Origin of the sequence: Pseudomonas sp. IT-P395 (assembly GCF_949767675.1) — a bacterium.
In the GTDB taxonomy this organism is placed as follows: Bacteria; Pseudomonadota; Gammaproteobacteria; order Pseudomonadales; family Pseudomonadaceae; genus Aquipseudomonas.
In genome coordinates this window covers 136,006-156,119 of the sequence record NZ_CATKPW010000061.1, presented here as the reverse complement: position 1 = coordinate 156,119, position 20,114 = coordinate 136,006, and the positions used below count along the sequence as shown (strand labels likewise).

Below are 20,114 nucleotides of genomic sequence, written 5' to 3'. Positions count from 1 at the left end.
GCAGCTCAACAATGAGCCACGGAGAGGGTGCCGCTCTAGCAACATTTTCGTCGGGCTATTGATAACCAAATCATCCGACGACGGTGCGGTGCGGATTACCGGCGGGGAAACTTCGCCAGAATCCATTCGCGGAAACGCCGCAGTTCATCTTCGTTTTCGGAGCTTTCGCGACAACTCAAGTAGTGCCAGCTATTGCGCAATTGCACCTGTTGCTCGATCGGTCGTACCAGCAAACCTTGCTGTACCAATCCCGTGACCAGGTGATTCCAGCCCAGCGCAATGCCCTGATGCGTCAGGACCATGCTGATGAGCAGGTTGTAGTCGTTGGCATTGAAGATTTGCGGGCTGTTCGGCGGACGATCATCGATATCGATGGCCTGAAATGCTAGCCACACGCCCCAGTCGACATGTTCGGCGACTTGCGAGCGGCCATAGGGACTCAGGTTGAGCAGGGCCGAATCGCGCACGCCTTCGATCGTCGCAATCTCCGGGTGTTTCTCCAGATACTGCGGGGTGCACACCGGGTAAATCACGTCGTGGCACAACGGGTAGCTTCTATAACCGTCGCGGATGCGCGAAATCTTGGTGATGAAGATGTCCGGCTGCACACCGGGTTCCATGGTCAGAAAGTTCTGCGTAGTGATCAGGTTGAGTTCGATATCCGGGCACTGGGCGAAGAACTCCTGCAGATGATTCGACAGCCACAGCGCGGAAAAGGCCGGCGAGCAACAGACGGTGAGGACCTTCTTGGTCGACTGGCTGCTGCGGATGCGTTCGGCAGCCTGGGCGATGTTGACGAAGGACAGCTGCGCGGCATCGAAGAACACCGCACCGGCGGCCGTCAGTTCCACCGCCCGGCCGACCCGGGTAAACAGTTGCGCGCCCAGATAGCTTTCCAGCTCACGGATCTGCCGGCTGATCGCGGCTTGCGAAACGCACAACGCCTCCGCCGCACGGGTGAAGCTTTCATATTTGGCCGCGGCGACAAATGCCTTCACAGCCCTCAAGGACGGCATTTTCAGCAGGATGGTGTCAGGGTCGACATGCTTGCTCATTCGTACACTCTCCTAACGATACAGCTCCCCAACGAAGCGCGAGGAGGGTAACGGAACCGTGCGGGGAGGGCTACGCGAGCGTCGCTGCGGGGATAGACCCGGTCGCTCATGGTGCTGACGCGGCACTCGGCAATGGCTGTCGTCGCAACCGATAACCCGACGTTATCGAATTGCCCCTGTAAATGTAGTTGGATTAAGCGGGGTGATGCTAATAGATTTGAAACATCCCTTTTTCCTGGGACCTCAAAAATAATAAAAGGAAGCCCGTCGTGAAGACATCTATTCATTACCGCTGCCGCTTACAATTATTTTTGCTCGTTTGCCTGTCGCTTAATGCGAAAGATGCACGATGCGAAGGAGGCAAGGTATGACAAGTTCCGACGAGATCATTTGCGTAAAGAATGTTTTCAAAGTCTTCGGTACGCAGCCAGCACTTGCCATGAAAATGGTTAAAGAAGGCGCATCAAAAGCTGAAGTGTTCAAAAAGACCGGTCAGGCGATTGGTGTTTTTGATGCCAACTTCTCTGTTCGCCGCGGTGAGATTTTCGTGATCATGGGTTTGTCCGGTTCGGGCAAATCGACCATGGTCCGATTGTTCAACCGGCTGATCGAGCCGACGTCCGGGCAGATCTTTCTCAATGGCAAGGAAATCACCGGCCTGGGCGACAAGGACTTATTACAGGTTCGTCGCAAAGACATGGGCATGGTCTTCCAGTCGTTTGCATTGATGCCGCACATGAGCGTCATCGACAACGTTAGCTTCGGTCTGGAAATCAGCGGTGTCAGCGAGAAAGAACGCTATTGCCGCGCGATGGGCGCGCTGGAGCAGGTTGGCCTGGCAGGGCAGGAGTTCAGCTTTCCTCACCAACTCTCCGGCGGCATGCAGCAACGTGTCGGCCTGGCCCGCGCGCTGGCCAATGATCCCGCCATTCTGCTGATGGACGAAGCGTTCTCGGCACTTGATCCGATGATTCGCAGCGAGATGCAGGGCGAACTGATCAAGCTGCAGGCCGAGCAGGATCGCACCATCATTTTTATCTCCCACGATATTGAAGAAGCGGTTCGCATCGGTCACCGCATTGCGATCATGGAAGGCGGGCGCGTGGTGCAAATCGGCACGCCGCGTGAACTTCTGTGCAACCCAGTGAATAAATATGTGCGTGATTTCTTTAATGGTTTCGACACCAGTCGCATTCTGAAAGCGGGTGATATCGCGCAACAGGATTGCAATGTCGCTTATATACCGGGCGGGCAAACGCCGATTAAAGCGGAAGCGTCTCTTCGCGACATCTTTCATCTGGTTGCGGCCTCGGCAACTCCCATGCCGGTGGTGGATGAAGTTGGACTTTATAAAGGTTCGATTTCGCAAGGCCATCTTCTGAGCTGTCTGTGTAATAGCTGAACTGCGAATAATCAGAATTGATTTACCGCTTCTGAGGGCGAGGTAGCACCATGTCAGACTTCAACTTTCTAGATCCTTTCCAAAGTTTAAATATTCCCTTGGGATCCTGGGTGGAAACCGCCCTTAAATATCTGGTGCATAACTTCAGGGAAGTGTTTCGCTCGATCCGTTGGCCGGTCGATCAAGTGCTCGACGGTGTGCAGTGGGGACTGCTATCGGTTCCGCCCACGGTGTTCATCATCATCGCCGGACTGATCAGTTGGCAGATCGGCGGCAAGCGCATCGCGATCTTCAGCGTCGCAACCCTCACCGGGCTTGGACTGATCGGTGTGTGGAGCGATGCGATGGTCACGCTGGCCCTGGTGCTGACGTCGCTGTTGTTCTGCGCAGTGATCGGCATACCGCTGGGCATCTTGTGTGCACGCAGTGATCGCACGGAAATGATCATCCGCCCGGTGCTGGATGCGATGCAGACACTGCCGGCGTTCGTCTATCTGGTGCCGGTGGTGATGCTCTTTGGCATCGGCAACGTACCCGGTGTGATCGTCACCATCATCTTTTCCGTCGCGCCACTGGTGCGGCTGACCAACCTTGGTATTCGCCAAGTCCCAGCGGACAAGGTGGAAGCCGCCCGCGCATTCGGCTGCACGGCCACGCAAATGCTGATGAAGGTGCAGTTGCCGTTGGCGGCGCCAACGATGATGGCCGGCCTCAATCAGACCTTGATGCTGTCGCTATCGATGGTTGTGGTCGCCTCGATGATTTCGGTGGGCGGTCTCGGCTTGATGGTGTTGAGCGGCATCGGCCGCCTCGACATGGGCCTGGCCAGCGTCGGCGGTGCCGGGCTGGTGCTGCTCGCGGTATTCCTTGATCGACTGACCCAGGCAATGGGTGAGCGCAGCAGCGATCTGGCCTCCGGTCAGCGCTGGTATGAAAGCGGCCCTGTGGGGCTGGTCATGAAACTGAAGAAAAAGAAGAACGTTGCACGTCCAGTGACGAATTGAGTTGGCCTGCTCACCCCATTAAAAATTCCAAGCGTGGTGAAACATGAAACTGACAAATCTCAAGAAAAGCGTGGTTGCGAGCCTCGTGGCTTCAGTGTTTGGCACCTTGTTGTGCTCGGCGGCCTACGCGGCCGACGCCAACAAACCCAGTGCCGGCGTTTCGATTACGCCGATCTTCCCGACCATCGCCGAAGAGCGCTTCCGTGGTGAAGTGGTGATCGCCGGCCTCAAGGAACTGGGCTACGACGTCAAACAGCCAAAAGAAGTCGACTACCCGGCGATGTTTCTCGCGCTGTCTTACGGCGATGCGGACTTCACCGTGCATGAATGGGAACACCTGCACCAAGCGTTTTATGAAAAGGCCGGCGGCGATGACGTGATGGTCAAGGTCGGGCAAATCATGAAGGGCGTGCTGCAGGGCTACATGATCGACAAGAAGACTGCCGAGGCTTATCAGATCAAGGATCTGTCGGACCTGAAGAAACCCGAAATCGCCAAGCTCTTTGACAGCAACGGTGACGGTAAGGCTGACCTGACCGGCTGCAACCCGGGCTGGGGCTGCGAGATCATGGTTGAACACCACATGAAAGCCTACGGTCTGGGGCCCACCGTGGTCGACAACCGCGGCTCGTACTTCGCGTTGATGGCGGACACCATTGCACGCTTTCAGCAAGGCAAGCCAGTGCTGTTCTTTACCTGGGTTCCGCAGTGGATCGCCAGCGTATTGGTGGAAGGGCGTGACGTGGTCTGGTTGCCGGTGCCGTTCACCTCGCTGCCGGATGGCCAGGAAAGCAAGGACACCTTCCATGATGGCAAGAACCTCGGCTTCCCGGTGGACACGGTCAACGCCGTGATGAACAAAGAGTTCGCCGAGAAGAACCCGGTGGCGCGCAAATTCCTCTCTGAAGTCAGCATCCCGACCGCCGCTGAAAGTGCGCAAAATCTGCGCATGCAGAACGGTGAAAAGTCGCTGGCCGACATCAAACGTCATGCCGCGGAATGGATCAAGGCCAACCAGCAAGCCTATGACGGCTGGTTGAGTGACGCACGGGCGGCAGCGAAGTAATCGGTTCGAACACGGGTTGGCGGCGGGCCGTGCCAGTCGCCAAACCAACGGGTTGTCGTTTCAAGTGAAGGTGAGCGGGTGAGGCAAGATGGAAACGTTCCAGAGTCCGTTGAAACAACAGAACATCGGCTTTCGCCATTCCACCTTGATGTCGGGCCATGAACGGGTGGTGCGGGTGGCTTTTATTCTGCTCGATCATTTTTCGTTGACGACCCTTTCAACGGCGATGGATGCCTTTGCCACTGGAAACCTGATCAACGCTGAGACGATTTACACGGTATCGACCTACTCACTGCAGGGCGGGCTGGTTGAAAGTGATATCGGCGTGTCACTGGTCTCGCAAAGGCTGGTGGCGGAAGGCTTCAGTCATGATGCAGTGATTGTCGTCGGAGGTCAGCGTGTGAGGCTTGCCACGCAGCCAGTGCTGCGCCGAGTACTGAAGAAGTCCGCGAGCAAAGGGATCGTTGCCGGTTGCTGGAATGCCGCGTTTTATCTGGCCGATGCCGGTTTGCTCGAGACTGGGGAGTTTGCTTGTCACAGCGACAGCTGCGGTCTGATCAATGAATATTTCCCGCAGTTGAACGTTTCGACTCGCGAGTTTATTTGCGCACAGCGCCGAGCCACTTGCGCCAACGCTCATTCGGCGCTGGATATGACCCTGGCGATCATGCAGGAACTGGGCGCGCGCAACGATGCGCCACTGGTTGATGAAATAAAAAGGGTTCACCAGTCTGGACATCTTCAACCGAAGACTGCCGACAGTCTGCGCTGTTCAGCGATTCCCAAGCCTTTGAACATCGCGCTCGACTTGATGGAAAAAAACATTGAGGAACCGTTGGAAATTGACGCAATCGCCAGCCAGGTTGGCGTGTCTCGCCGGCAATTGGAAAGAAGGTTTGCCCGCTATCTCAATGCCGCACCCAATCGATACTACCTGGAACTGCGTTTGACTCGGGCTCGGCAACTGATTGTGCAAAGTGATCGTTCGTTGACGGATGTGGCACTGGCCACCGGGTTTGTCAGCTATCCGCACTTCTATAAACGCTTCAAGGATCTGTTTGGCTTACCGCCCATGACCTTCAGGGATTACTACTACGCCAACGACTATGCCAGTAGCGGACGTTATGCCGTGGCGGCCGGTTTTTAAAACAAACAGTCAATCGTCACTGTTTGCGCAAGTGCCAGTTTTGCAAGTTTCCGGATCAACGCCACTGCGTGCGTTTGCTTTGTGCGCGTGCGTTTTGCAACTTCAACGATTAACGGTTTAACACTATGAAAGTCAGTTCATTACCCGCCGATGATGATAGTTGTGGCTGGTTTCATTTGAGCAAGCCACGCAGTCCCGAGCCGGCTCACCGTGGGCACCGTTCAGCCCGCTGGGTGATCATCGGTGCCGGCTTCACGGGACTGGCGTGCGCGCGGCAACTGGCGTTGAATTTTCCCGACGATGAAGTGGTGCTTATCGAAGCGCAGGAAGTCGGACTGGGCCCGTCGGGGCGTAATGCCGGTTTTGCCATTGATCTTCCCCATGATATTGGCGCTGAGGATTACATCGGTGACATCGCACTGGCACGCACCAGTTTGAAACTCAATCTGGCCGGCCAATCGATACTTCGCGAGCTGGTCAATCAATACCGCATCGAATGCCAGATGAAAGCCTGCGGCAAATATCAGGCAGCGGTAGAGAACCGCGGTATCGCTGTACTCGATGCCTATCGCCGGGGCCTGGAAAAACTCGATCAGCCTTTTCAGATGATTGATGCCGATGAGTTGCCCGAACATTTGGGCACGCGGTTTTACCGCAAGGCGTTGTTCACGCCGGGCGCAGTGTTATTGCAACCGTCCGGACTGGTAAAAGGCCTCGCCGACAACTTGCCATCGAACGTCACGCTGTATGAGCGCACGCCGATTCTGGAAGTGGAGTACGGCACCAAGACGCTGCTCAAACATGCCCACGGCAGCATCAATGCCGACAAACTGATTCTGGCGAACAACTCGTTCGGCATGCGCTTCGGTTTCCTGCAAGGGCGCATGTTGCCGATCTACACCTACGCGAGCATCACCCGGCCGCTGACCGAAGAAGAACAGGCACGGCTGGGCGGCAAACCGTTCTGGGGCGCCATTCCGGCGGATCCGTTCGGCACCACGGTGCGCCGAACCCCGGACAACCGTTTGCTGATCCGCAACAGTTTCACCTTCAACCCGGATGGTCGCAGCAACAGTAAATACAACGAGCGTTTCGTGCGCCGGCACAAGGCTTCATTCGATCAGCGTTTCCCGATGTTGCCGGACGTGACGTTCGACTACACCTGGGGCGGCGCCTTGGCCATGTCACGCAACCACAACGGTTTCTTCGGTGAACTGGCGCCTAACGTTTATGCCGCACTGGGATGCAACGGTCTGGGTGTCACGCGCGGAACCGTCACCGGCAAGTTGCTCGCTGACTGGCTGGCGGGGCAGCGTGACCCACTGATTGATTTCCTGTTGCAGGCGCCAGGACCCAACAGCAACCCGCCAGAACCGTTCCTTTCGCTTGGGGTGAACATGAACCTCAAGTGGGGGCAGTACCGCGCCGGGAGAGAAAGCTGAGTCTGCGTTGACCGGTCGCTGAAGCCTCGTCGCTCTGCTGCCGTCCTGAAGGCTTGCGCCGCCAATAATCACGGTCTGCCCGGCATGCCGTCGGGCGCACGGATTGAACATTGAACCACTGGAGAAAACGCTATGAACTTTGACGGAATTTTTACCCCTGCGATTACCCCGTTGTCCGCTGATGGCCAGATCGACTATTCGGCGTTCTCCGACGTGCTCGAATATCTGATCGAGTCCAAGGTTCACGGCATCGTTATTGGCGGCTCCACCGGCGAGTATTACGCGCACACCGCCGAGGAGCGCGTGGCCGTCGCCGAGCGAGCCAAAGAGGTTATTCGCGGACGTTTGCCTCTGGTCATCGGCACCGGCGGCATTCGTACCGAAGACTCGGTGTACTTCGCCGAAAAGGCCAAGTCCCTGAAAGCGGACGCCATCCTGGTCGGTTCACCACCGTATGCCTTGCCGACGCAAAAGGAAATTGCCGCCCATGTGCTGGCCGTGGACAAGGCGGCCGGGCTACCGATCATGCTGTACAACTATCCGTCGCGGATGGGCGTGGCAATGGGCGACGAGTTTTTCGAGGCGATTGCCGGCTGCAAGAACATCGCCGCGATCAAGGAAAGTTCGGGTGAGATGAGTCGCCTGCACCGTCTGGCTCACGCTCATCCGTCGATCCAGTTGTCCTGTGGCTGGGATGATCAGGCGCTGGAGTTTTTCGCCTGGGGCGCGCGCAGCTGGGTATGCGCCGGCTCGAACTTCATCCCGCGTGAACACATTGCGCTCTACGAAGCCTGTGTCCTCGAGAAAAATTTCGATAAGGGCCGGCGGATCATGTCGGCGATGTTGCCATTGATGGATTTCCTCGAGAGCGGCAAGTTCGTGCAGTCGATCAAACACGGTAGCGAACTCAGTGGCCTGCGTGCTGGCGGTGTGCGGGCGCCACTGCAACCGCTGGAGCCTGCCGAGAAGCAAGCGCTGGAAAGCGTGATCAAAACCCTGCAGAAGAACGTCGCGCGTATCGTCGAGGTGGCTTGAAATGGCAGACCTGCTGAGTAAAGAGCAATACCTCGAACTGGCTGCGAAGCTCGAATTTCGCAACCAAGCGTTTATCAGCGGCCAGTTTTGCGCCTCCAGATCGGGCAAGACATTTACCACGACCAACCCGGCCACCGAACAGGTATTGACCGAGATTGCCGCGTGCAATGCCGAGGACGTCGATGTCGCCGTTGCAGCGGCCAAGGAAGCCTTCGATGACGCACGCTGGCATTCACTGGCGCCGTCCGCACGCAAATCGGTATTGCAGCGCTTTGCCCAATTGCTGGAGGACAACGCCCATGAGCTGGCAGTGCTGGAAAGCCTGGACAGTGGCAAGCCGATTCGTGAATGCCAGAACATCGATGTGCCAGAGACGATTCATACGTTGCGTTGGCATGCCGAGCTGATCGACAAGATCTACGACGCTACGGCCCCCGTCGGCTCGGGTGCGGTGACCATGGTGGTGCGTGAACCGATTGGCGTTGTCGGCCTGGTGTTGCCGTGGAACTTCCCGCTGCTGATGCTCGCCTGGAAAATCGGCCCGTCGCTGGCCGCAGGCTGTTCGATCGTGGTCAAACCGGCCAAGGAAACCACCTTGAGCACGTTGCGCGTCGCCGAACTGGCGCATCAGGCGGGGATTCCCGCCGGTGTCTTCAACGTCGTGCCTGGGGGCGGGAAAGAAGCCGGTGAACCGCTGGGTCGTCATCCGGATGTGGCCATGGTCAGCTTCACTGGTTCAACCGATACCGGGCGGCTGTTTCTCAAATATTCCAGCGAATCGAACCTGAAACGCATCGTGCTGGAATGTGGCGGCAAGAACCCTGCCGTGGTGATGAATGATGTCGAAGATATCGACCTCGTCGCCCAGCATGTGGTCAACGGCGCGTTCTGGAATATGGGTGAAAACTGCTCGGCCTCTTCGCGCCTGATCGTCCACGCCGACGTCAAGGATGAACTGTTGCAGCGTGTGCAGGTGCATCTGGGCGACTGGAAAATGGGCGACCCACTGGACCCGGAAAACCGCCTGGGCTCGATGATCAGCAAAGCGCATTTCGACAAGGTGCGCTCCTACCTTGACGTGGCCCGCGACGAAAACCTGCATGTGCTGGTGGGCGGCAAAACCCGCCAGGATATTTTCGTCGAACCGACTATCGTTGACGGCGTGAGTCGCGATAGCCGTTTGTTCCAGGAAGAGATTTTTGGCCCGGTACTGAGCGTCACCACGTTCCAGACCGTTGACGAAGCGATTGAGCTGGCCAACGACACGGCCTACGGCCTGGCAGCATCGGCTTACACCGGCAACCTGCGCCATGCACTGAAACTCTCGCGCGGCATCCGTGCCGGGATTGTCACGGTGAATTGCTTCGGTGAAGGCGATGCCTCTACGCCATTCGGCGGCTACAAGGAGTCGGGGTTCGGCGGGCGCGACAAGTCGATCTGGGCGCACGATCAATACACTGAAATCAAAACCATCTGGATTGATGCTTCCTGATAACGCCTTGACGCAACAAATCGCATCGCCCCGACCACTGAATTGAGTGGCGGGGCGATTGCCACATACCGTAACCCCCATCCATGAGCTGGACTGGTTAGTGGCCACGTCAGCAGAAAGCTTTCAGTCATCCGCTTTTCGTCAGACATTTTGAACCTAACCCGAAATCAGTCGCTCAACCGGGAAATATTCGGGGTGGGCGAAATGAACGCGTTCAAGAACCAACTGACATTCGCACAAGAAACCAGATTACTCGCGTTGGCGGCCTGGCAACGTGCACTGGAAAACCTTGAATTGCGAATGGACTGCCCAGACGCCTATCACGACGAACTGCTGCGCCAGTCGGATGAAATGGACCGCTTGGGCATACTCAGTTGGGACGAGTGGCGCGACCTGCGCAGAGAAGCAGATGTCGCCTACCTGCGCGCAGTCGCTGGAGACGATTACCATTGAGGTCATGTACGGTCGCTATCCGGGTCCGCTGAAAAAATCGAATCAACAAAACAGGAGATTTCCATGCCCGAGCCGTTGACCTCATCAGCCGCACCCGCTCGCTCCTGGTTCGCCCGATTCTCAGGCTCCGGGTGGGGCGGGCGCGTCTTCTGGTCAATTCTGATCGGGGTGACAATCTTCCTGCTGATCAGCGGGTATGGCGCCTTCGTCGGGGCCAACAAACAGAATCTGTACTTCGCCTTTATCGGTGGCATGACCGGTTTCGCTGCGACGGCAATCGGTGCTGTGGTAGCGATCGCGTTACGAGACATCGCCGCCCGAACCCAAGACATCATGCTCGGCTTTGCCGCCGGGATGATGCTGGCCGCCAGTTCGTTTTCGCTGATTCTGCCCGGTATAGAAGCGGCTCAGGCGCTTTGCGGTAACCCGTTGCTCGCAGCCTGCGTCGTCGTTGCAGGATTGGGATTGGGCGTCGCGCTGATGGTCGGTCTTGATCGTTTCGTGCCTCACGAACACGAGAAAAGCGGACGCCGAGGGCCGGACGCGCAGCGCATCAATCGTGTCTGGTTGTTCGTCCTGGCAATCACACTGCATAACCTGCCGGAAGGCATGGCCATTGGCGTTAGCTTCGCCAACGGCGATATGAAGGTCGGACTGCCGCTGACCGCGGCGATCGCCATCCAAGATATTCCCGAAGGCTTGGCTGTCGCTCTGGCATTACGCGTGACAGGCATCTCGGCACTTCGCGCAGCGCTTATTGCAGTGGGTTCGGGGTTGATGGAACCCATTGGCGCCATTGTCGGATTGGGTATTTCCAGCAGCTTTGCGTTGGGTTATCCAATTGCACTCGGTCTGGCAGCCGGTGCGATGATTTTTGTGGTCTCCCATGAGGTCATTCCCGAGACCCATCGCAACGGGCATGAGACCCCGGCCACGTTGGGGCTGATGCTCGGTTTTGGGGTGATGATGTTTCTCGATACGGCTTTGGGTTAATCACGAACCTGACCACTGGAGAGAAACCGTCACGCACTGGTTTTAACCTCAGCCTTGACCACTGATTTACGGTACGTCAGCAAAACGATGCCCATGACCACAATCACCCCGCCGAGAATCTGTCCTTTACTGAGCATTTGGTCCAGCACAATCCAGCCCATCAGCAGCGTTGCCAATGGCTCGATGTTCATGACCGGCGCATTGCGCGGCATGTCGAGGCGAGGCACGGAAATGAACAGGACGATAAAACCTGTGCCGTACAGCACCACCAGAGTGGCGAGAGCCAGCCATCCGGTCGAGGTGGCGGGCAGGTTCAATCCGCCGGGAAGGGCGCCCGTCAGCCCTGCCAGGTTGACGCTGCTGAACACGATGAAAATGGTCAGCAGACTGCGCACCGAGCCACGTACCTGAGACAGTTTGTGGTCGGTGATCCACAGCGCGCAGGCGAACACGCTGGCGGCGCAGAATGCGAGCGCGACGCCGGTCAGCCATTGCGCACTGACGTCCGTCGTGGTCGAGAGACGCCCGGGGACATCCAGCACAAACACCAGGCCCAGTAGAATCAAACCCATCAACGTCGCGGTACGTGCGCTCGGTCGCGGGCCACCCAGTGCCCAGGTGAACAATGCCAGCAGAATAGGGAATACGTTCGCCACCAGCAGGGCCAGCGCCACCGGCACCCGTGCGACAGCAGAGTAGAGGCACAGACTCTGCGCAGTGATCAGCAGCCCCAGCAACAGTTGCCAGCGCCAGGCACCCGCCGGCAAGCGCAGGCTTTGTCTCTGCCACAGCACCAGGATGGCGAGCACCAGCAAGGTCCCGCCGGAACGCATCAAAATCGCCAGCAACACACCCGCACCATCATCAAAGGCGACTCGCGCCGCCACATGGTTGCCGGCAAACGCACAGCCCATGCACAACAGAATGATCACCGCCAGATAACGGGGGTAGGGCGGCGGTACGGTTTGCGTAGCGGCAGGGCGAGGCATGGCAGATCTCAGGATTGTTAGCCGTTCGAACGACTTGGTTTTTGTTTGGTTGTCGTACAACCTAGTCGTTTTATCGCATTCGGCGACGTCGGGCAATAGTCCTGGAAGCGCACAGCTACGCATAAGTTCAGCGTTATGGTGGATTTTTACCTATTTGATTAAATGTAGAGATCGTATGACTTGATAGGGCAGGGGCGCATCGGCCCCTGCTTCCAGGGATTTACACATTCATGAGATGCGGGTCTGCATTTGTTCAGGCATGAAATGGATAATCGATGTACCCACGCTGATCCCCACCGAAAAAGCTGCTCGGATCCGGCGCGTTGAGCGCCAGGCCATCGTGCAGCCGACGCGGCAAGTCAGGGTTGGCCAGGAACGGGCGGCCAAACGCAATGATGTCGGCACGATCGGCAATCAGTGCCTGTTCGGCAGATTGCGCATCGTAGCCGCCCGCGAGGATCAGCACGCCGTTCCACGTTTTGCGCAACTGGGCAATGATCGCGTCCCAGCGCGGATCGAAGTTCTCATCTTTGACTGTGCCGACCATCGCTGGCTCGACCAGATGCAGGTAGGCCAGATTCCATTGGTTGAGCGCCTCGACGAGGTGGCCGAAGGTCGCCTCCGGAGTGTCATCACCCATGCCCATGAAGCGCCCCATCGGCGTCAGGCGTACGCCGACCCGTTCGGCGCCGACTTCTTCGGCGACGGCCGCAACCACTTCCAGCAGAAACCGCGCGCGATTTTCCACGCTGCCGCCATAGGCATCGTCACGCTGATTGCTGTTGCTGTTAAGAAACTGGTCGAGCAGGTAACCGTTGCCGGCATGGATTTCCACACCGTCCATGCCCGCCTGCAAGGCGTTGCGCGCGGCCACGCGGTAGTCCTCGACGATGCCGGCGATTTCCGCGGTTTCCAATGCGCGCGGCACTGGCACATCACCCCATACGCCGTTCCCGTTTTCGTCGACGATAAACGTCTTGCCCGGCACCGGCAGCGCGCTCGGCGCAACGGGCAGGCCGGCATCGGGTTGAAAGCTCGGATGGGAAACCCGACCGACGTGCCACAGTTGCATGAAGATCAACCCGCCGGCCTCATGCACCGCGGCGCTGACGTCACGCCACGCCCGGACCTGCTCAGGGCTGTAGATGCCCGGCGTCCAGGCGTAACCCTGAGCTTGCCGGGAGATTTGTGTAGCCTCGGTGATGATCAGCGCGGCACTGGCCCGTTGGCGGTAGTACTCGGCGTTCATCGGCGTCGGCACATCGCCCGGTTGGCCGGCGCGTGAGCGCGTCAACGGCGCCATTGCCACGCGGTGGGCGAGCGTATAAGGACCGAGTGCGAGGGGTTGGAACAGACGACGGGTCATGGGTAGCTCCAGATTTCAATTGAAGGAATTCAAGCGCGGCAGCGGCGCCGCGAACCAGTGCCGCTAACTTAACCGCGCTCAGCGGGGCTGATAATCGGCGACCGGCGCTACGCTGTTTTGCGCGCAACGCAATGGCGCCCGTGCTCATCAGCGATGAACACGGGCGTGGCTCAGGCAGGTTGGTTGGATCGGGTCAGCGGCAGGTTCAGCCAGCGCCGGCCGGTGGCGTTGGCGACGCCGTTGCCAAGGGCCGCGGCCATCGGCCCCTGGACGATTTCAGCGGCACCGAGGAAAGGTTGTCCCGGCCGGTCGAGCAAATGCACATCGACTTTTTTCGGCAGTTGCGTGAAGCGCAGAATCGGATAACCGCTCCAGTCGTAGCTGCGAATGCCCCCCGCGTCGTAAGCGACTTTTTCGTACAGGGTCCAGCTCGCGGACTGCACGATGCCGCCCTCGACCTGATTGCGCAGGCCGTCGGGGCTGACGATCTGGCCGACGTCCACCGCCGTCACCACGTGATCGATGCGAATCTCGCCGGTCTGCGGATGCACCCGCAGCTTCACCGCGATGGCGCAGTAACCCATGATGTTTTTGTAGCGGGCAAAGGCGAAACCGATACCGGCGCCGGGCTCGCTGCTTTTTTGCGGCCAACCGATCTCATCACGCACACGCTCTACGACCGCGCGAGCACGCGGGTCGCTGAGATGAGCCAGACGCAACGCGACCGCGTCGATGCCGGCCCGGATCGCCAGCTCGTCGATACTCGCCTCGATGGCGAAGATGTTGATGTGCGCACCCAGCGAACGCATGGCCGAGGTACGAAAGGGCATTTCGGTGACGAAGGTCATGTTGATGCGCGTTGAGTTCAACTCGTACAGCGGCACCGCGTTGCGATCACCATCGCCTTCGGGCTGGGCGATCGGCACGGAGGGCGCCGAGGCGAAGGGCCGCGCGAGCAAGCGTGCCGGCAACAGACGCCCGGCGTTGACGATGCGTTCGTTGTGCGGCGTGGTCCAGAGGTCGTAGGCCCAGTCCTGCAAGCGGCCGTGGCTGAGGCCGGCGTCGACTTCGCTGACCATCGCCGAGCTGTATGGCTCCCATAGATTTTCCTGTTCGCGCATCCATTGCACGCGCACCGGCGTACCGGGCACGCGCAGCGCGATCAATGCCGCATCGGCGGCGGCATCATCAGCGCCGTTGTGGCCGTAACACCCTGAGCCTTCGGTATGAATACAGCGCACCCGCTCAGGTGGCAGACCGAGCATTTCGGCAATGCCGGCGCGCAGCGGGTAAACGCCTTGGGTGTGGGTCCAGACGGTGAGCGTGCCGTCCTTGAACCAGGCCACCGCACAGGACGGGCCGATCGAGCCATGCATCAAATACTGCTTGGTGACCCGCGCCTGAAAACGCGTATCGGCCGCGCCGCTCGGCGTGCCACTGTTGCTGATCGGATAGCGCCGTGAGGGCAGGCGTTTGAGCAGGTCATGAATCTGCGCCGAATCAGGAATCGCCTCGCCGCTGCTCCACTGCGCGACTTCGCTGGCACGGCGCATGGCTTTGATCGCTTGCCACTCGTCACGGGCGAGCACCGCCAGATAGTTGCCGTCGCGGATCACCTTGACCACGCCATCCAACGCCTCGATTGACGCCGCATCGAATGCCTGCAACGTGCAGCCCGGACGGGGCGGGCGGATCACCCGCGCATGCAGCATGCCCGGCAGGCGCATGTCCTGGACGAATGCCGCGCCAGCGCTGACCTTCGCCGGGATGTCGAGGCGCGGCAACGAATGGCCGATCAGTTTGAAATCAGCGGCGGCCATCGCCGGTGATTGAGCCTTGGCATATTGATGCACATCGACATGTTTGACCGCGTCGGCGTAACTCATCCGCTGACCAGCCGGGCCTTCGATCACACCGTCGCGGGTGCTCAGCAGCGCCTCATCAACCTGCCAACTACGCGCGGCGGCATTGACGAGCATTTCGCGCACCTGCGCGGCGGCGTTATACAACGCGGTACCGCTGTCGAAAATGCTGTGGCTGCCGGCGGTGTAGCCTTCGTTGGGCGTCAGCGCGGTGTCGGCGGTGAGCAGGTTGATCGCGGATGCCGGTACCTGCAAACGCTCGGCGGCGATTTGCAGCAGCGCGGTTTTCACCCCGGTACCCAATTCGACCTTGCCGGTGTAGACGGTGATGCCGTCGGCGCCGATGCGGATCCAGGCGTCGAGAAACGGGTTGGTGCGCAGGCTGCCGGGCAGGTCGGGTGCGAGGACCACGGTGCCGAGCGTATCGACTTCCGTATCTGCCAACACACGCCGCGCCACCGGCAGCAGGGTGAATGCCACCAGCAACGCGCCACCGCGCAAGAACGCGCGTCGGCTCGGGTTCAATTCATTCGACTCACTCATGTCAGGCTCCCGTTGTGCCCGGCCACCTGTTTGATCGCCTCGATGATCCGCAAATGCGTACCGCAGCGGCACAGGTTGCCGGCCATGTGCTCGCGAATGGTCGCCTCATCCGGGTGGCGATTACGCTCAAGCAACGCCTGCGCGCGCATCAGCATGCCGGCAATGCAGTAACCGCATTGCGCGGCCTGTTTCTCGATGAACGCCGCTTGCAGAGGGCCAGGTTTTTCCGCGCTGCCGAGGCTTTCCACGGTGCGGATTTTTTTGTCTTCGAGGCCGGCGCAAGGTGTCAGGCAGGCGAACACCGGTTGATCGTCGACGATCACCGTGCAGGCGCCGCACTGACCGAGACCGCAGCCGTATTTGGCGCCGTTGAGGTTCAAGTGATTGCGCAGCGCATACAGCAGCGGCATGTCCGGCTCCAGCTCAAGCGGTTGTGCGGCTCCGTTGACGTTGAGAGTGATCTGGCTCATTTCGTCTCCTGACGTAACGCTTCAATAGTGGAAGAGAGGTCGGCCCACGGCTGATCGGGGCGGGTTTGCTGACGCAGATACGCGGCCAGTGCGCCGAGTTGTGCGTTATCGAGGCTGGCGGCGAACGCAGGCATCAGCGGGCCGGGCGATCCGGCTGTGGCGGGCAACCCTTCAAGCACGGTTTTGAGGAAGTTGCGCGAACTGGTCGCTTGCAGCGCCGAGGTGTTTTGCAGGCCCGGGCGACCATCAATGGTGCGCATCGGTGCCGCCGGGCCATGGCAGCCGGCGCAGGCGCTGCTGAAGAGCAGGGCGCCGGTCGAGTGGTCTTCCGCTTCACTGGCAGGCGTCTTCGCCGTCGTCTCTGTCACCGAAGGCGGGTTTTCCAGACTGAGCAGATACTCGGCAATCGCCTCGGCTTCACTGGCGGGCAAGCGGGCCAGACTCAAGCTGACCGGACGCATCGGCCCGGCTGGTGTGCCGTGGCCATCGACGATCTCGGCGCGCAGATAGCCCACCAGTTGCTCACGACGCCACGGGTTGCCGCGCTGGCCCATGCCGACCAGCGCGGGCGCTTGCCAGCCATCGACGATGCCGCCCTGCAAATACTCCGAGGGTTTTTCCGCGCCGATCAGGTTCAGCGGCGAATGGCAGCCGGCGCAGTGCCCCGGGCCGTCGACCAGATAACGCCCGCGATTCCATGCCTCGGTACGTCCCGCCAGCGGCGTCAGTGGCTCACCGTGCAGGAACAGCAGGTTCCAGAACGACACCAGCGGGCGAATGTTCATCGGAAAATTCATCTGGTTCTGCTCGGCCGGCGCGTGCACGGCGGGGCCGCTCATCAAGTAGGCATAAGCGTCGGCGATATCTGCTGCGCTCATGCGCCGGTAGTGCACGTAGGGGAACGCCGGATAGAGCAAGTGACCATCGCGAGCAATGCCCTGACGCATCGCCCGCTCGAAGGCCGGCAGTGACCATTGGCCGATACCGGTCTCTACATCCGGGGTGATGTTGGTGCTGTACAGCGTGCCGAACGGCGTTACCAGCGGCAGTCCGCCGGCCAGATATTCACCACCGGGGCGGGTATGGCACACCGCACAGTCGCCGGCCTCGACCACCCGCGCCCCGCGTTGCAACTGCGCAACATCGAACAGTGTCGGGCGCTCGATTGGCGCAATCGCCGGGCGCCACATCAGCCAAACGGCGCCGATCAGGCCGAGCACGGCGGCGACTGCCACGCTGATCCATAGCGTTCTGGACTTCAGAAATGAGCTGTTCATGGGACTGAGAAAAACGCGGCAGGCAATGGCAGAACGGATCGGATACGGGTCATGACAACGCTCCTTGTAACAGCCGGGGAAGGGCGCCGATGGGGACGACGGCGCCAGGGGCCAAAGCGTAGAGAAACCGTCTGCGCGGGAGAATCAGCGGCGCACGCAACAGCGCGTTGCGCGAGAAGCAACGCCTGCGCCGTTGCGCCGGACGCATCACTGCGTTGCCCGCCGCGTGGATTCTGCGCGTCGCAACAGGGCCGTAGCCTTGGCAGCACTTTCCTGAACTCAATGAGGTGTCATCATGCTCACGGGCAATCCGGTCATTGCGACCAACGCCGAACAGCCGGCTGGACTTTCCGGCCTGATGGTTGCGTTCCTGGCATTTTGCTGTGGCGCGGTCGTGGCCAATCTTTATTACGCACAGCCAATCGTCGAACTGATTGCGCCGCAGATCGGTCTGTCCAGCGCCAATGCCAGCCTGATCGTTTCGCTGACGCAGTTTGGCTACGCGCTGGGCCTGTTACTGCTGGTGCCACTGGCCGACCTGATGGAAAACCGCCGGCTGGTGGTCGGTTTCACCCTGGCGGCGAGCGTCACATTGCTGTGCGCCGGGCTGACTCATTCGCCGTCGATGTTCCTGGTGTTGTCTTTGCTCATCGGTCTGACGTCGGTGGCTGTGCAGATCCTTGTGCCGCTGGCGGCGCACCTGGCGCCCGAGGCCAGCCGTGGCCGCGTCGTCGGCAATATCATGAGCGGCCTGTTGCTGGGCATTCTGTTGTCGCGGCCTCTGTCGAGCCTGTTGGTTGAAGTGTTCGGCTGGCGCGGGGTGTTTTACAGCGCATCAGCCCTGATGGCCGTCATCGCTCTGATTACCGCTGTGGCGCTGCCGCGTCGGCTGCCGACGCATAAAGCTTCGTATGCTGCGCTGATCGGTTCGGTGTTTGCCTTGGCCCGGCGCTATCCGCTGTTGCGTCAGCGCTCGCTGTATCAGGGTTTACTGTTTGCCAGTTTCAGTCTGTTCTGGACCCTCGCACCGATTGAACTGATGCGTCACCACGGCTTCACTCAGGCACAAGTTGCGATCTTCGCGCTGGTCGGTGCGGTGGGTGCCATTGCCGCGCCGATTGCCGGACGTCTGGCCGATGCCGGGCATGGTCGGCGCGGTACGCTGGTCGCATTGTTGTTGGCGCCGGTTTCGCTGCTGATCGCCGCACTTCCGGGCAGCGGCTATGTCTGGCTGGTGGTGTGCGCGGTGCTGCTGGATTTCGCTGTGCAATTGAACATGGTGCTCGGCCAGCGTGAGGTGTACGCCCTCGATCCCCACAGCCGTGCGCGCCTGAACGCCGTGTACATGACCAGCATTTTCGTCGGCGGCGCGCTGGGCTCACTGGTCGCCAGTCCGCTGTACGAGCACTTCGGCTGGAACCTGTCCGCCGTCGCGGTGGCGCTGCTGCCAGCGCTGGCGCTCGGGTTGTTCCTGAGCCGCAAGGCCGATGTCTGAACATCCGGCAAGTGCGGGCAAGCACGGCGGTACAAGACGTCGGGGGAACAGTGATGCACAATCGTCAGCGTTCCCTTTCGACCGGACCCCGCTTATGGACAAGTTGCTGGCACTGAAGATGTTTGTGGAAACCGTGCGCTGCGGGGGCTATTCCTCGGCAGCGCGCAAACTCGGGATATCCACGTCGTCAGTGACACGGCAAGTGGCCGGGCTGGAGCACGAGTTGGGCGCGAGCCTGCTCAATCGCACCACGCGCAACACCAGCGTGACCGTTGCCGGCCAGACCTATTTCGAAAAAGCCGTGGCGATTCTCGACGCGATAGACGAAGCCGATGCCGTCGTCGCCGATCGTGGCGCCGAAGCGCAGGGCCGTCTGCGCATCAGCGTGCCGGTGGAGTTCGGGCGACGCCTGATTGCGCCGCACCTGAGCCGTTTGCTTGAACGGCATCCGGGTCTGGAGATCAGTCTGTCGCTGAGCGATCAGGTCAGCGACCTGCTCAGCGAGCAGATCGATGTTTCGGTGCGGTTGGGATCGTCGGTGGTCAGTGAAGACATCGTCAGCAAACGCGTGGGGCATTTCGAGCGCTGGGTGGTGGCCAGTCCGGCGTATCTGGCGCGTAGCGCGGCGCTCAGTCATCCACGGGATTTGCTGGAGCACCAATGCCTGCGTTTCGATTACGGCGGCACCCACCAGCACTGGACCTTTCAGAATGAAGACGCGCCCATTCAGCTCAATGTCCACGGGCGCCTGCAAAGCAACAACGCCGACATCCTGCGCGAAGCCGCCATCGGTGGCGGCGGGGTGACGCTGCTGGCTGACTGGCTGGTGCGCGACGACGTCGCAGCCGGCCGGCTGACCCGCTTGCTTGAGCAGTACGAGGTCAATCCCGGCAGTGCCAGCACCTGCATCAACGCGTTGTATTTACCCAATCACCGTGGCTCCAGCCGGATCAATGTGTTTATCGATTTCCTGATGGAAATTCTCAGCCCGGCGGCCGCAACCACGCCCGCAGCGTGATCCCG

General features: G+C 59.9%; 17 protein-coding genes. 11 read left to right on the top strand and 6 right to left on the bottom strand.

Annotated features, from left to right (window positions below):
• Positions 1–95 precede the first annotated feature (95 nt).
• Positions 96–1,055 (bottom strand): LysR family transcriptional regulator, encoded by a 960-nt coding sequence (locus ACM6IN_RS28665; protein WP_034154055.1) that lies wholly within the window; start codon positions 1,053–1,055, stop codon positions 96–98.
• Positions 1,056–1,422: 367 nt separating this feature from the next.
• Between ACM6IN_RS28665 and ACM6IN_RS28660 the strand changes: the two genes are divergently transcribed.
• The 9 genes from ACM6IN_RS28660 (at position 1,423) to ACM6IN_RS28620 (ending at position 11,089) form a co-directional block, all read left to right on the top strand.
• Entirely contained in the window at positions 1,423–2,457 is a 1,035-nt protein-coding gene (locus ACM6IN_RS28660; RefSeq protein ID WP_414917155.1) for a quaternary amine ABC transporter ATP-binding protein, read from the top strand.
• Between the two features lie 50 nt (positions 2,458–2,507).
• A complete protein-coding gene (gene proW, locus ACM6IN_RS28655; protein ID WP_102899766.1) occupies positions 2,508–3,461 on the top strand; it encodes a glycine betaine/L-proline ABC transporter permease ProW in 954 nt (317 codons plus the stop codon).
• 43 nt (positions 3,462–3,504) lie between these two features.
• Positions 3,505–4,527 carry a glycine betaine/L-proline ABC transporter substrate-binding protein ProX gene (proX, locus tag ACM6IN_RS28650; protein ID WP_414917154.1) on the top strand — a complete coding sequence of 341 codons (1,023 nt, stop codon included), beginning with the start codon at positions 3,505–3,507 and terminating at the stop codon, positions 4,525–4,527.
• An 88-nt stretch (positions 4,528–4,615) separates the two neighbouring features.
• Entirely contained in the window at positions 4,616–5,674 is a 1,059-nt protein-coding gene (locus ACM6IN_RS28645; RefSeq protein ID WP_414917153.1) for a GlxA family transcriptional regulator, read from the top strand.
• A 125-nt stretch (positions 5,675–5,799) separates the two neighbouring features.
• Entirely contained in the window at positions 5,800–7,116 is a 1,317-nt protein-coding gene (locus tag ACM6IN_RS28640; protein ID WP_414917152.1) for an NAD(P)/FAD-dependent oxidoreductase, read from the top strand.
• A gap of 132 nt (positions 7,117–7,248) precedes the next feature.
• The gene (locus ACM6IN_RS28635) at positions 7,249–8,151 is read left to right on the top strand and encodes a dihydrodipicolinate synthase family protein (RefSeq protein ID WP_414917151.1); all 903 of its coding nucleotides are present in this window, start codon (positions 7,249–7,251) and stop codon (positions 8,149–8,151) included.
• A 1-nt stretch (position 8,152) separates the two neighbouring features.
• On the top strand, positions 8,153–9,643 hold the full coding sequence (locus ACM6IN_RS28630) for an aldehyde dehydrogenase (protein ID WP_414917150.1): 1,491 nt from the start codon (positions 8,153–8,155) through the stop codon (positions 9,641–9,643).
• Positions 9,644–9,847: 204 nt separating this feature from the next.
• Entirely contained in the window at positions 9,848–10,096 is a 249-nt protein-coding gene (locus tag ACM6IN_RS28625) for a hypothetical protein (RefSeq protein WP_191630852.1), read from the top strand.
• 63 nt (positions 10,097–10,159) lie between these two features.
• Positions 10,160–11,089 carry a ZIP family metal transporter gene (locus ACM6IN_RS28620; RefSeq protein ID WP_414917149.1) on the top strand — a complete coding sequence of 310 codons (930 nt, stop codon included), beginning with the start codon at positions 10,160–10,162 and terminating at the stop codon, positions 11,087–11,089.
• Positions 11,090–11,118: 29 nt separating this feature from the next.
• Here the strand turns inward: ACM6IN_RS28620 and ACM6IN_RS28615 are convergent, their stop codons facing one another.
• From ACM6IN_RS28615 to ACM6IN_RS28595, 5 genes are all read right to left on the bottom strand, one after another.
• The gene (locus ACM6IN_RS28615; protein ID WP_414917148.1) at positions 11,119–12,078 is read right to left on the bottom strand and encodes an EamA family transporter; all 960 of its coding nucleotides are present in this window, start codon (positions 12,076–12,078) and stop codon (positions 11,119–11,121) included.
• A gap of 253 nt (positions 12,079–12,331) precedes the next feature.
• Entirely contained in the window at positions 12,332–13,444 is a 1,113-nt protein-coding gene (locus tag ACM6IN_RS28610) for an alkene reductase (RefSeq protein WP_150774241.1), read from the bottom strand.
• Between the two features lie 170 nt (positions 13,445–13,614).
• Positions 13,615–15,849 (bottom strand): molybdopterin cofactor-binding domain-containing protein, encoded by a 2,235-nt coding sequence (locus tag ACM6IN_RS28605; RefSeq protein ID WP_414917147.1) that lies wholly within the window; start codon positions 15,847–15,849, stop codon positions 13,615–13,617.
• Positions 15,846–16,319, bottom strand: a complete 474-nt coding sequence (locus tag ACM6IN_RS28600) for a (2Fe-2S)-binding protein (protein ID WP_007913200.1) — start codon at positions 16,317–16,319, stop codon at positions 15,846–15,848. Before ACM6IN_RS28600 ends, ACM6IN_RS28605 begins: the two co-directional genes overlap by 4 nt.
• A complete protein-coding gene (locus ACM6IN_RS28595; RefSeq protein WP_414917146.1) occupies positions 16,316–17,596 on the bottom strand; it encodes a c-type cytochrome in 1,281 nt (426 codons plus the stop codon). Before ACM6IN_RS28595 ends, ACM6IN_RS28600 begins: the two co-directional genes overlap by 4 nt.
• Before the next feature lie 295 nt (positions 17,597–17,891).
• On the opposite strand from ACM6IN_RS28595, the gene ACM6IN_RS28590 reads away from it, so the two are divergent.
• On the top strand, positions 17,892–19,091 hold the full coding sequence (locus tag ACM6IN_RS28590; protein ID WP_414917145.1) for an MFS transporter: 1,200 nt from the start codon (positions 17,892–17,894) through the stop codon (positions 19,089–19,091).
• Positions 19,092–19,185: 94 nt separating this feature from the next.
• On the top strand, positions 19,186–20,109 hold the full coding sequence (locus tag ACM6IN_RS28585; RefSeq protein WP_414917144.1) for a LysR family transcriptional regulator: 924 nt from the start codon (positions 19,186–19,188) through the stop codon (positions 20,107–20,109).
• Positions 20,110–20,114 lie beyond the last annotated feature (5 nt).